The 12,116-nt window shown below is 69.1% G+C and carries 8 protein-coding genes; 4 read left to right on the plus strand and 4 right to left on the minus strand.

Annotated features, from left to right (window positions below; translation table 11 throughout):
• The first annotated feature begins 101 nt into the window (after positions 1-101).
• Positions 102-2,165, plus strand: a complete 2,064-nt coding sequence (locus ACFKCF_RS44530) for an alpha/beta hydrolase-fold protein (protein WP_394501429.1) — start codon at positions 102-104, stop codon at positions 2,163-2,165.
• Here ACFKCF_RS44530 and ACFKCF_RS44535 read toward each other — a convergent pair.
• The gene (locus tag ACFKCF_RS44535) at positions 2,137-3,615 is read right to left on the minus strand and encodes an Nramp family divalent metal transporter (protein ID WP_394501430.1); all 1,479 of its coding nucleotides are present in this window, start codon (positions 3,613-3,615) and stop codon (positions 2,137-2,139) included. The two genes, ACFKCF_RS44530 and ACFKCF_RS44535, sit on opposite strands and share 29 nt — an antisense overlap.
• Before the next feature lie 539 nt (positions 3,616-4,154).
• On the opposite strand from ACFKCF_RS44535, the gene ACFKCF_RS44540 reads away from it, so the two are divergent.
• Positions 4,155-5,402: a hypothetical protein gene (locus tag ACFKCF_RS44540; RefSeq protein WP_394501431.1), complete on the plus strand. Its 1,248-nt coding sequence runs from the start codon at positions 4,155-4,157 to the stop codon at positions 5,400-5,402.
• Positions 5,403-6,319: 917 nt separating this feature from the next.
• Here the strand turns inward: ACFKCF_RS44540 and ACFKCF_RS44545 are convergent.
• Positions 6,320-6,943, minus strand: coding sequence for a VC0807 family protein (locus ACFKCF_RS44545; protein ID WP_394501432.1), 624 nt, complete (start codon positions 6,941-6,943; stop codon positions 6,320-6,322).
• A gap of 126 nt (positions 6,944-7,069) precedes the next feature.
• Here ACFKCF_RS44545 and ACFKCF_RS44550 point away from each other — a divergent pair, with 126 nt between their 5' ends.
• Positions 7,070-7,663 carry a TetR/AcrR family transcriptional regulator C-terminal ligand-binding domain-containing protein gene (locus ACFKCF_RS44550; RefSeq protein WP_394501433.1) on the plus strand — a complete coding sequence of 198 codons (594 nt, stop codon included), beginning with the start codon at positions 7,070-7,072 and terminating at the stop codon, positions 7,661-7,663.
• Positions 7,664-8,024: 361 nt separating this feature from the next.
• On the opposite strand, the gene glgC is transcribed toward ACFKCF_RS44550, so the two are convergent.
• Positions 8,025-9,260, minus strand: a complete 1,236-nt coding sequence (gene glgC, locus ACFKCF_RS44555) for a glucose-1-phosphate adenylyltransferase (protein ID WP_394501434.1) — start codon at positions 9,258-9,260, stop codon at positions 8,025-8,027.
• Between the two features lie 183 nt (positions 9,261-9,443).
• Between glgC and glgA the strand changes: the two genes are divergently transcribed.
• Positions 9,444-10,616 carry a glycogen synthase gene (glgA, locus tag ACFKCF_RS44560; protein WP_394501435.1) on the plus strand — a complete coding sequence of 391 codons (1,173 nt, stop codon included), beginning with the start codon at positions 9,444-9,446 and terminating at the stop codon, positions 10,614-10,616.
• Positions 10,617-10,936: 320 nt separating this feature from the next.
• Here glgA and ACFKCF_RS44565 read toward each other — a convergent pair whose 3' ends face one another.
• The gene (locus ACFKCF_RS44565; RefSeq protein WP_394501436.1) at positions 10,937-12,106 is read right to left on the minus strand and encodes a TrmB family transcriptional regulator; all 1,170 of its coding nucleotides are present in this window, start codon (positions 12,104-12,106) and stop codon (positions 10,937-10,939) included.
• Positions 12,107-12,116: the final 10 nt, after the last annotated feature.

The following is a 12,116-nucleotide window of genomic DNA, read 5'->3' on the forward strand; positions in this document are numbered from 1 at the left end:
GCGCGCCCGGCCGGGAGGCGGTTGACACGGCCACATGTTCACCACGAAACTCTCCCGAAACACCGCGAGGTGCTTACTGTAAACGTTTACGGGAGCGGTTGATGCGCAAACCCCGCTGGCTCGCCGTGCTCGCCGTCCTGGCGTCACTGACCTTCCTGGCCGCTCCGGGCGAGACGGAGGTACGGGCGAGCGGCACGCTGACGACCGGCTCCGCCCCGTCGCAGGCACTGGGCGAGAGCATCGCCTTCAACCTCTACCTGCCCAGCGGCTACGACCGCGGCACCGGCCGCCACCCCGTGCTCTACCTGCTCCACGGCCGGGGCGACACCATGCAGGCCTGGACCCGGGTCAAGACCCTGCTCGACGACATGATCCGTACCAAGCGCATCCCGCCCGTCATCGCCGTCATGCCGGACGCCCCCTGGAGCGAGCGCGGCGGCTGGTACGTGGACTCCCGCTACACCGGCGCCGACCTGCCGGGAAGGCCGGTCGAGACGGCCCTGACCAGGGACCTGGTGGCGTACGTGGACGCGACGTACCGTACGGCGCCCATCAGGGAGGCCCGCCTGGTCGGCGGGTACTCGATGGGCGGCGCGGGCGCGCTGCGGTTCGCGCTGGCGCACCAGGACCTGTTCAGCGCCGCAGCCGTGCTCAGCCCGGCCGTCTACACGCCGCTGCCGCCGTCCGACTCCTCCACCCGCGACTACGGGGCGTTCGGCAAGGAGGGCGAGAAGTTCTCCGACGAGGTCTACCGGGAGCTCAACTACCCGGCGCTGCTGCCGAAGCTGGACCCCGACCTGCCGGTGCGGCTGTTCGTGGCGGTCGGTGACGACGAGTACGCCAACCCGGACCCCGCCGACGCCCGCCACGACCTCGACTTCGAGTCCGCCGCCCTCTACAACGCCGCCCGGCGCTCGCCCGCGCTCTCCGCGCAGCTGCGCATCATGGACGGCGGCCACGACTGGACGGTGTGGGAGCCCGCCTTCGAGCAGGCCATGGCCGACCTGGGCCCGGGCCTCAGCGTCACGCCGCCGATCGGGCTGCCCGCCCCGCTGTACGGAACGGCCGGCCCCGACTGGGCCGGGGGAGTGGCGGCCCACGCGGACGGCTCCCTGACCATCGGGTACGCCGCCGGCGGGAACGCGGTCCTCACCCACGTCGGCGGCTGGACCAAGCAGCTCGGCACCGCGGCCGACGAGCGGTTGTACGGTGTGGCGGCCCTGCCGGACGGCGGCGTGCTGGCGGCCGGATACACCAAGGGCGACCTGGACGGGCGGCACGCGGGCAACACCACGGACGATGCGTTCGTAGTCAGCCTCGACGCTGGCGGGACCGTCCGCTGGATCACGCAGTTCGGCGTGCCGGGCGTGGCCGACCGCCTCTACGGCCTGGCCGCCGCGCCCGACGGCGGCGCGTACGTCGTGGGCTACACCAAGGGCGCGCTGGACGGCGCCAACGCCGGCGACAAGGACGCCATCCTCGCCCGCCTCACCCCGGCCGGCCAGGTGTCCTGGATCCGCCAGTACGGCGGCGCGGGCGAGGACAAGGCCTACGGCGTCGCCGCGGACGCCTCGAACGTCTACGTCACCGGCGGTGCCGGCGCCGTCCTGCCTGGGACGACCACACCGGGTGGCTGGCTGGCCGCGTTCACGGCGGACGGCACCAGGAAGTGGGCCGCCACGGCGGGCGGCAGCGCGAGCGACCGGCTGAACGCGGTGGCCGTCACCACGACGGGCCTGGCCGTGGCCACGGGCGGCATCGGCGGGGACGCGTACACCGCCGCCTACACCAGCCAGGGCAGGCAGCGCTGGCAGCACACCCTCGCCACCACCGCCACGGAGGCCGGCGCCGCCGTGGTCCCGCTCGCGGGCGGCGAGGTCGAGGTCGCCGGCTACACCCGGGGCCGGGTGAGCGTCCAGGCGGGCGGCGCCGACGTGCTGACGCTGCGCCTGGACGGCAAGGGCAGGCAGCGCGGCGCGGCCCAGCTCGGCACCGCCAGGGACGACGGCGTGGACGCCTTCGCCGAGCCCGACCTGTACGCGACCGCCACCCCGTCGGGCGAGGTGGCGATCACGGGCCTGACCTACGGCGCCCCGAAGGGCGGCGACGCGCCGGGCAACGGCGACGTCTTCCTCGTCAGAACGTCACCAGCGGATCTCCGATGAAGTCGGCGATGAAGTTCACGAAGAAGAAGCCGAAGAACAGGAAGTTGAGCACGAGGATGACGTAGTGCCAGGGGCGCGGGCGGGCCGGGCGCGGCAGCTTGCTGTTCAGATACATGAGCAGGAACGGATAGATCAGCGCGCCCAGGTTCGACATGTTGGCCGACCACTCCACCAGGCCGACCGGCAGCGACTGGAAGATGACGATCGAGATGAGGACCAGCAGCAGGATCATGAACGGGTAGTAGAACCGGCGCGGGTCCCCCGCGATCAGGGCGCGCAGGCGCGGGCTGGTGGCGTTCGCCGCGTCGGTCGTCACCCGTACCATCGCCTCGAAGATGCCCAGCTGGGTGGAGAAGAGGATCAGCACGCCGATCACGAGCGCGGCGTAGAAGCTGACCGGCCCGTACTCCTCGCCCAGCGCGCTGGCCACGAACGTCGGCACGTTCGCCCGGGTGGGCTTCTCCCCGGCCATCGTGACGGCCTGCGCCATGAGGATCGTGGGTAACAGCATGCCGAGGATGGCTCCGACGAAGAACACGCCCCACATGTCGGTCAGCAGCAGCCGGTACCACCTGCGCCACAGGCCCCGGTTGAGCTCATTGTCGGGGAACGTGACGCCGCTGGCCAGGATCTCGCGCCGCTCGCCGCGCAGGCCGGAGATGTAGCCGACGCGGTAGCCCATGCCATAGCCCTTGTCGCGGTAGTGGCCCATGACGTACCAGTTCAGGCCCGAGGCCAGCGCGGTGAACCCGGCCAGGGCGCCGAGCTGGGTCGCCGTGATCCCGGCGGGCGGGGCGGCCGGGGTGAGGAAGCCGCGGATGCCCTCCCACCACTGGCTGAACGGCACCACGAGCAGGTCGACGGCCACCAGGGCGAGCAGGATGGTGCCGACCATCACCCAGTTCGCCAGTTCGAGCGCGCGGCTGACGCGCTTGGCCCCGGCGGTGATCAGGAACACCAGCACCAGCAGGCCGATGGCCCACCAGCGCGGCTCGACGTCGTCGGCCGCCGGTGGGACGCCGTGGACCAGCGCGTACACGCCCTGACCCGCCGACGCGGCCCATCCGCCCGCGATGAACGCGAAGATCACGATGAGCACGGACAGCGGCACCCAGAGCGGCCACCCCGGCGGGACCCGCCCCCAGCCCACCACCGGCGTCTCCCCGGTGGCGAGGACGTACCTCGAGCACTCGACGTTGTAGAACGTCTGCAGCAGCGCCGACACCACGATGACCCAGCCGACGCCGACGAATCCGTACTGCCCCACGTTCAGGGGCCCGAGCAGCCACTCACCGCTGCCGATGGAGATGCCGAGCGCGATCAGGCTCGGCCCTACGGCGTACTTGAACAGTTCCTTGGTGCCGATCTTGGAGACCTTGAAGACCTCTTCCGGCGTGGGCAGGTCCGTGACTTCGAGATCCGGTCGGCTTACTCCGAGTGGGTGCGACATCTCACTGCCTCCTGCCGCCAGGGTGATCCTCAACCTGGCCGGCTACAAGACCCAAATGCCATACAGAATGCGGAATGCCGCCTGCGGGTCCCTTCCGGATGAAGAGGGCGCAAGGGCCCTCGCGCTGACCCGTCGGTGGCAGGGCCCATGGCGGGGGGTGATGGCGGGGATGGCGGCAGTGATGGCGGGGGTGGTCGTGTAGGCGCTCGCCAGCAGCGTGTGCAGACGGCCGGTGAGGCCGCCGCCGTCACCCGCCCGTGCAGAAGTCGCGTCGTTCATGGTGGCGGCGATGTGGTCCCTGAGCCCGGGAGGCCCAAGGCCTGGGGCCATAACCAAAAGCTATCTCCCCTGGAACGATCATCCCAAGATCGACATCCCCGCTCAACTGGCCGCATGTGCCGTCAGCAGGGGACATACCCGAGCGATCTTGGTTGAGGACGTCGACAAAGTGACGAGAGGTTCCGGGCGTGCCGTTACACCGCGTTACGGTGATAACTACTTAGAGTGACAAAGTCACTTCGTGATATCGGGGGGAGATCATGAAAGGTAACTTCATAGCAGCCGGGGCCGGGGGTGCGTTGATTGTCGCCGCCGCGCTCGTCGGCATGGCCGGCCCGGCCAGTGCTAGCCAGGGCGATCTTTGCGTGTCCGACGTCTGGAGCACGCTGAAGATCGACAAGTGGGGCGTGTACGCGGGCCGTCGTGATGCAGGCGCCTGTGACAAGCACGACGGTTCGTACCGCAAGCACAAGCAGGACGAGAAGTCCTACGACAACGACAAGTACGAGAAGGACTACGACTCCTACGACCAGGAGAAGAAGGACTACGACTCGTACGAGAAGGACGATTCCTACGAGAAGGATGACTCCTACGGGTACGACGAGAAGAAGGACGACTACGACCGGTACGAGAAGGACTACGAGTCCAACGACTACGACCGGTACGACAAGAAGCACGACAAGAAGAAGCACGACGAGAAGTCCTACGACTACGACGAGTCCGAGAAGTCGTACGACTACGACTTCGACTACGAGAAGTCTTACGACTCCTACGACTGGTACGAGAAGAAGTACGACGAGAAGAAGTACGACGACGCCGGTTACGACAAGAAGAAGCACGACTCCGACCGGTACGAGAAGGACTACGACTCGTACGACCGGGACGAGAAGAAGTACGACGACGAGAAGAAGTACGACTCCGACCGGTACGAGAAGGACTACGACTCCTACGAGTACGACCGGGACGAGAAGAAGTACGACAAGAAGAAGCACGACGAGAAGTCCTACGACTACGACGAGTCCGAGAAGTCGTACGACTCTGACCGGTACGAGAAGGACTACGACTCCTACGAGTACGACCGGTACGAGAAGGAGTACGACAAGAAGTACGACGACTACGCCCGTTACGACAAGAAGCGCCACGACGGGTACGAGGACAAGAAGTACGACTACGACCGGGACGAGAAGTCTTACGACTACGACGAGAAGACGTACGACGACTCCTACGACGAGAAGAAGTACGACGACTCGTACGGCGACGACAAGAAGTACGACGACTCCTACGGCGACGACAAGAAGTACGAGTACGACGACGAGAAGTACGACTCCTACGACGACGACCGGCACGAGAAGAAGCACGGCAAGAAGAACCACGACTACGACAACGACGACGACAGCCACAAGCACCACCACCACTGGGGGTGGCCCTACAAGTGGGACGCCCACGGTTGGTGGCCTTGGAGCGGTGACTGGGGCTACTACGGCTGGCCTTGGGGCGCTCGTTACTGACGGAACTGACGGACAGTTTGATTCGGGCTCCCGGGGACGCGTCGCGGCGCGCCCCGGGGCCCCACCCCGCCGCACATTCCCACCCCTTTAACCCGATCTCCGCAGCAGGGTGCTCGATATTCGCACTCGGCGCCTGATGGGAATGTGCGCCCCTCCTCATAGTTGTCCGCGTCACTGCTCACGTAGTCGGACGCGACACCCTCCCCCCTGCACGGCCAGGCAAAGTGCATTGCTCATGCCGGCCGGACGTGATGTCATCCCAACCCCCTGTCCGATTGGGCGAGTACCGTCGGCCGCCATGTCCTCCCACGTCTGCGCGGCCGGGCGAAGAGCGCTGCCAGCACTGCCCGATGGTGTGCCTTCCGGCCCCTTAGGTGTCGGGCGAACCCCCTTAGGTGTCCGGCGAAATGCAGTCAGGTGCCATGCCGCAGAGCCCTGTGTGGTAACCGGAAGGGCTCTGGTTGGGCAATCGGGTGTGAAACATCTGTGCTCGGATAAGTCGGTCGCGCGCCATTACCTTCCCGACGTCTGCGTGGCCGGGCGAAGGGTCCTGGATGCGCTGCCGGATGTTGAGCTTTCCGGCCCACCGGGTGCCGGGCGAACGGCGTTCGGGCGCCATTTCCTTTGACGCCTGTGTGGCTCGGGCGAAGGGCATTGGGGTGCTATGCCCTCTGACGTCCGCGTGGCTCGGGCAAAGGGCGTTCGGGTGCTATGTCCTTCTGGGGGCTGTGGGGCTGTGGGGCTGTGGGGCTGTGGGGCTGTGGGGCTGTGGGGCTGTGGGGAGGGTGCTGCTCTTTGTGCCCGCTGTGACGTCTTCCGCCGCGTGCGGTCGGGTGAAGTGCAGCCCGGCGCCATGCTTTCCAGGCCGGAGGGTCTGGGTACGGGCGGGCGAAGGTTGTGCGGGGGAAGGGTTTGGCTCACGTGGCTTGGTGGTGGGCTGTGGCGGCTTGTTCGCCGCGGCGGCCGTACCAGGCGCTCCATACCGCCACCAGCGCCAGTGTGCCGATCAGCAGGGCCGATGACAGGCCCGCCATGATGTCCACCGGGAGCAGGTAGATCAGCGGGATCCGCACCGCCGACTCGGCGAGCAGGGCTGCGGCCCAGGTCAGCGTCATGACCACGTACACGCGCCGGAACTTGGGATCCGCCTGGTAGAGCACGTCCCAGCGGGCCGCGGTGGCCGCGTCGTCGGCGCCGAAGCGCTTGGCCATTCCGTACGCCGCCGGGTGGCCCGCCACGCAGGTGGTCACCAGCACGGCCGCCATCACGCCGGTGGTGATGGACTTGACGGCGAGCATGAAGCGTTCGTCGCCGGTGAGGAAGGCGAGTGCGAGCCCGAGGCCGAAGATCAGGCACATGAAGGCGGCGAAGCCGTCCAGCCTGCGTTCCCGGATCCCGACCTGGACGGCGCGCACGAAGCCCGTCAGTGAGGCGCCCAGCAGGGCGAAGTGCTCGCTGACGCCGAGGGCGCGTAAGGCGTAGTACGCGGCGACCGGCGGCAGGACGTCCCACAGGGCGACCTTGATCAGAGAACGGTTCACGTGCGGCTCCCTTCGTCGGAGCGCCGGCTGTTGTGTCCGTTCGCGCCCCATTAATGCGAAGAATTTCGCTTCAAGGTAAACACGGTGGAAGTCCTAATGCAAGAGGTCTCGCGTTAAGGTGGGGGTATGCAACCCGTACGACGGCCCGGCGGTCGCAGCGCGAAGGTCCGCGCGGCCGTCCACGACGCGGTCATCGACCTGTTGCGCGAGCAGGACTGGGACACGCTGAGCATCGCCCGGGTGGCCGAACGATCAGGTGTTCACCAGGCGACGATCTACCGCCGCTGGGGGACGCTGCCGGCGCTGGTCGACGACGCGGTGACCGAGCAGCTCGCCAAGGGCTCGCCGGTGCCCGACACGGGCTCGCTCCGCGGCGACCTGGAGGCGTACGCGGTGCAGGCGGCGGCCGACGTGGCCGGTCCGCTGGGCCATCTGTACGTGCGGGCGGCCCAGGTCAGCACGCGCAGTGAGGACTACCAGACGTTCATGGCGGAGCGGGCTGTGCAGCTCGACGTCATGCTGACGCGGGCGCGTGAGCGCGGCGAAGATCCGCCCGAGCTGCTGGAGCTCATCGAGCTGGTCCTCGCCCCGATCTACTACCACGCGATCTTCTTCAACCGGCCGATCGGCCCCGAGCACGCCAGGACGTACGTGGACCGACTGCTCAGGCTCCGGGCCGGTCAGGCGACTGCCGGCAAGCCTGCGGGCCGGCAGGGCTGAGGGGGTGACAGGGCTGACGGGGCCGAGGGAGCTGACGGGGCTGACGCGGCTGACGGGGCTGACCGGGCCGATTGCTTGGGCTGCTGGGACGGCCGGGCGTGCATATGGGGGCGGCGCGCAGAGGGGCGTGCGTGGGTTGGCTGCTCGGCTGCTGGGCTGGCTGGACGTTCGGTCGGCGGCCAGCCAGCGGGCTGCGTGGGCGTGCGTGGGCTGGCTGGAGGCAGTGCGGCCGGCCGGCTGAGACAGCTGGTCAGCCGGGACCACGGGGGCGGCCTGGGCCGCCGACCGGCGGGCGTACGCGGGCCGGCACGGGCTGTCGGCCGGCGGGCGTGCGCGGGTTGGCTCGGGGCGGGCCGGCGGGTCAGCGGTCGACGATCTCGTTCTTGCCGATCACCACGATGCCTCCCCTGGTCAGGGCGAACCGGGTGCGGTCGTAGTCGAGGTCGAAGCCGATCCTGGCCCCGTCGGGGATCACGACGTTCTTGTCGATGATCGCCTTGCGGATGACGGCGCCCCGGCCGACCTTGACGTTCTCCATCAGCACGGAGTCCTCCACCAGCGAGTGCGAGTGGAGCACGACCTTGGGCGACAGGATCGACCGGATCGCCGTGCCGCCGGAGACGATCACGCCGGGTGACACCAGCGAGTCGATGGCCCGCCCCACCCGGTCGCCGTCGTTGTGCACGAACTTGGCCGGGGGCAGCGGATCGTGGCCGGTGAAGATCGGCCACTTGTCGTTGTAGAGATTGAAGACGGGGTGCGCCGAGATGAGGTCCATGTGGGCCTCGTAGTAGGCGTCGAGCGTCCCCACGTCGCGCCAGTAGCCGCGGTCGCGCTCGCTGGAGCCCGGCACGATGTTGTTCTTGAAGTCGTAGACGTCGGCCCCGCCCGACTTGACGAGCATCGGGATGATGTTGCCGCCCAGGTCGTGCTTGCTGGTCGGGTCGAGCGCGTCCTCCCGCAGCGCGTCGATCATCGACTGGGTCTTGAACACGTAGTTGCCCATCGAGGCGTACACCTCGTCGGGGGAGTCCGCCAGCCCCACCGCGTCCTTCGGCTTCTCCCTGAACGCCACGATCCTGCGCCCCTGCGGATCGGTCTCGATCACGCCGAACTGGTCGGCCAGCGACAGCGGCTGCCTGATTGCCGCCACCGTCACGTCGGCGCCCGAGTCCTCGTGCTGCTCGACCATCTGCCGCGGATCCATCCGGTAGATGTGGTCGGCCCCGAACACGATCACGTGCTCGGGCATCTCGTCATAGATCAGGTTCAGGTTCTGGAACAGCGCGTCCGCGGACCCCGAGAACCACCGCGGGCCGAGCCGCTGCTGCGCGGGCACGGGCGTCACGTAGTTGCCGAGCATCGCCGACAGCCGCCACGTGCGCGACACGTGCCGGTCAAGACTGTGGTTCTTGTACTGGGTCAGTACGACGATCTTCAGGAAGCCGCCGTTCGCCAGGTTGGACAGGACGAAATCGACGAGCCTGTATATCCCCCCGAACGGCACCGCCGGTTTCGCCCGATCCGCCGTGAGCGGCATGAGCCTCTTGCCCTCTCCACCTGCCAGCACAACCGCAAGCACCCTCCGGGACCTCATGCCCAGGACGCTACCCTCAAATGGCCGATCTATCGACGAATCCCGGCATGGAGACCTCCCTTCGTGTCCAGATTTGTTGCGCAATGGACGTCGGGAGATCATCGAGCCGCCCCGGTTGACCTCAAGCGCGAAACTCGCTGCTGGTGGTGGCCCCCCGGCCGCGGCCCACCATAAGGTCGTCTCATGCGTGTTGATCTGCTCAGCCGGGAGTACCCGCCCGAGGTGTACGGCGGGGCCGGGGTGCACATGGAATACCTGGCCAGGGAGCTGCGGAAGCTGGCCGACGTACGCGTGCGCTGCTTCGGAGCCGACCGCGCCGAGCCCGGAGTATCGGCCTACCGGGTGCCCGAGGGACTGGCGCCCGCCAATGCCGCGCTGCAGGTCCTCGGCGTGGACCTGGAGATGGCCGCCGCGTGCGAGGGTGCGGACGTCGTCCACTCGCACACCTGGTACGCCAACTTCGCCGGGCATGTCGCGAAGATGCTGCACGGCATCCCGCACGTGATCACCACGCACAGCCTGGAGCCGCTGCGGCCGTGGAAGGCCGAGCAGCTCGGCGGCGGCTACACGATCTCGTCCTGGGCCGAGCGCACCGCCCTGGCGAGCGCGGACGCGGTCATCGCGGTGTCGGAGGGGATGCGCCGCGACGTCCTGGCGGCCTACCCCGAGATCCCGCCGGACAGGGTCAGCGTCATCCACAACGGCATCGACACCGCCGAATACGCCCCGGACCACGATCTCGACGTGCTGGAGAAGCACGGGGTGGACCCGCGCCGCCCGTACGTCGTCTTCGTGGGCCGCATCACCCGGCAGAAAGGCCTGGTCCACCTCCTGCACGCGGCGCGGTCCTTCGACCGGGACGCCCAGCTCGTGCTCTGCGCGGGCGCGCCGGACACGCCGGAGATCGCGGCGGAGGTCACCGAGCTGGTACGCGGCCTCGATCGCGACGGGGTGTTCTGGATCCAGGAGATGCTGCCCAAGCCCGAGGTCATCCAGCTGCTGACGCACGCGACGGTGTTCGTGTGCCCGTCGGTGTACGAGCCCATGGGGATCGTGAACCTGGAGGCGATGGCCTGCGAGACGGCCGTGGTGGCGACGGCCACCGGCGGCATCCCCGAGGTGGTGGCCGACGGGGAGACGGGCCTGCTCGTCCCGATCTCCCAGGGACCCGACGGCACGCCCTACGACCCCGACCGCTTCGCCGCCGACCTGGCCGAGCGGGTCAACGCGCTGCTGCGGGACCCGGCGCGGGCCAAGGCGCTCGGGGTGGCGGGGCGGGCCAGGGCCGTCGAGCACTTCTCCTGGGAACGCATCGCCCATCGCACCATGGACCTGTACGCGACCCTGCGGCCCTGAGCGTCATGAGGGCTCTCGCGGCGGGGTGAGGCGGCCCGGCCGACGGCGGTGGAGGTCCCTTCGAGGGGGCCACCGCGCCGTGCGAACGGGCACCGGCGGGGACCGCGATCGCGCCGTGCGAACCCGCCCTGGTAGGGGATCGCGCTATGCAGGCTGGGCCCGGGAGAAGCGTGCTGTGCGAGGCGGTGGTGATGGGGGTACGGCCGCGGGCTGCTGTGTCACGACGGCCGGCCAGCCGGGGGAGAGGGAGTGGGACGTGCCGCTCCCGGTATCGCAACCAGCACGCTGACCCCCGGCGGCCCGCGAGCCGCCGCTCTCGGTCACACCAGGCCGCGGCGGCTGGCCTGGGCGCCGGCTTGGAAGCGGGTCTCCGCGTTGAGCTCGTCCAGGAGGTGGCGCAGCCGGCGGCGGAGGCTGCGCGGGCTGGTGCCGAGCTGGCGGGCGATGGCGTCGTCCTTGAGCCCGGCCGCGAGCAGCGCCAGGAGCCTGCGGTCCTCCAGGCTGAGCGCATTGGCCGCAGGGCTGAGCGACCTGGCCGCAGGGATGAGGGACCTGGACCCAGGGCTGAGCGCCCCAGATCCAGGGCTGAGCGCCCCGGAACCAGAGCTGAGGGTGCCCTCCGCGGCGCTGAGTGCCCCCGCCGTTGGGCTGAGTGCTCCCGCCTCAGGGGCGAGGTCCGCCGCTGACGGTCCGAGGTCTGGCGAATCTCCGGACTCCTGCCACAGCTCCGCCCGCACCGGCAGCGCCTCGCGCCACATCCGCTCGAACAGCTCCACCAACGCCATCACCATGGTGGACCCCGTGATCAGCACGCCGCGCGTCAGCGGCGGGTCCATCTGCAGCGGCATCACGGCCCGCCACCGGTCGACGATGGCCATCTTGAACGGCAGCTCCGGCAGGACCCGCGCCTCCTCGCCGGCCTTGATCAGGCTGCCCACCTCGTCGAGCGCCCCCGCGTGGTCGAAGGCCTCCGGCACGTAGATGGTCCGGTAACGGACGCCGCTGCGGAGCAGGCCGGTCTGGAGCGGGTTGTGGTAGTCCAGCACGTACGGGGGCCGGTCGAAGGTCAGCACCTCCTCCTTGGCCTCCTGCTGAAGGCGGACGTACCACCGGGCCTGCTCCTCGGGCCCGGCCAGGACCTCGAGCTGACCGCCCTCGTCGGTGCCCTGGCCGACGGTGCGGAAGGCGGCCTCCAGCTCGTCGGCGGTGTCGGTGAGCCGGTCGAGCTCGCCCTGCATGCCGCGCACCAGCGAGCGGATCGCGGCCCCGGGGTTCGTCGCCGTCCAGCGGGGCGAGCGGCCCCACAGGCGGCTGACCAGTCCCTTGGCGCGCAGCCGACTCAGGGACGACTGGATGCGCCCCGCGCTCTCGCCGCTGCGCCTGACGAGCTCCTGCACCGTGATCCCGGGGCTGGCCAGGACCCCGCGGTAGACCCGCTCGTCGAAGGCGCTGATGCCCACGACCTCCAGCGCCCGGCCGTCCTCAAGCATGCCCACGATC

This window comes from Nonomuraea sp. JJY05, assembly GCF_043496855.1.
Lineage (GTDB): Bacteria > Actinomycetota > Actinomycetes > Streptosporangiales > Streptosporangiaceae > Nonomuraea.

Excerpts from the sequence above, each read along its gene's own strand:
- glgC (WP_394501434.1), bottom strand. The coding sequence starts at position 9,260 with ATGAGGTCCCGGAGGGTGCTTGCGGTTGTGCTGGCAGGTGGAGAGGGC.
- ACFKCF_RS44565 (WP_394501436.1), bottom strand. The coding sequence starts at position 12,106 with ATGCTTGAGGACGGCCGGGCGCTGGAGGTCGTGGGCATCAGCGCCTTC.
- glgA (WP_394501435.1), top strand. The coding sequence starts at position 9,444 with ATGCGTGTTGATCTGCTCAGCCGGGAGTACCCGCCCGAGGTGTACGGC.
- ACFKCF_RS44535 (WP_394501430.1), bottom strand. The coding sequence starts at position 3,615 with ATGTCGCACCCACTCGGAGTAAGCCGACCGGATCTCGAAGTCACGGAC.
- ACFKCF_RS44550 (WP_394501433.1), top strand. The coding sequence starts at position 7,070 with ATGCAACCCGTACGACGGCCCGGCGGTCGCAGCGCGAAGGTCCGCGCG.
- ACFKCF_RS44530 (WP_394501429.1), top strand. The coding sequence starts at position 102 with ATGCGCAAACCCCGCTGGCTCGCCGTGCTCGCCGTCCTGGCGTCACTG.
- ACFKCF_RS44540 (WP_394501431.1), top strand. The coding sequence starts at position 4,155 with ATGAAAGGTAACTTCATAGCAGCCGGGGCCGGGGGTGCGTTGATTGTC.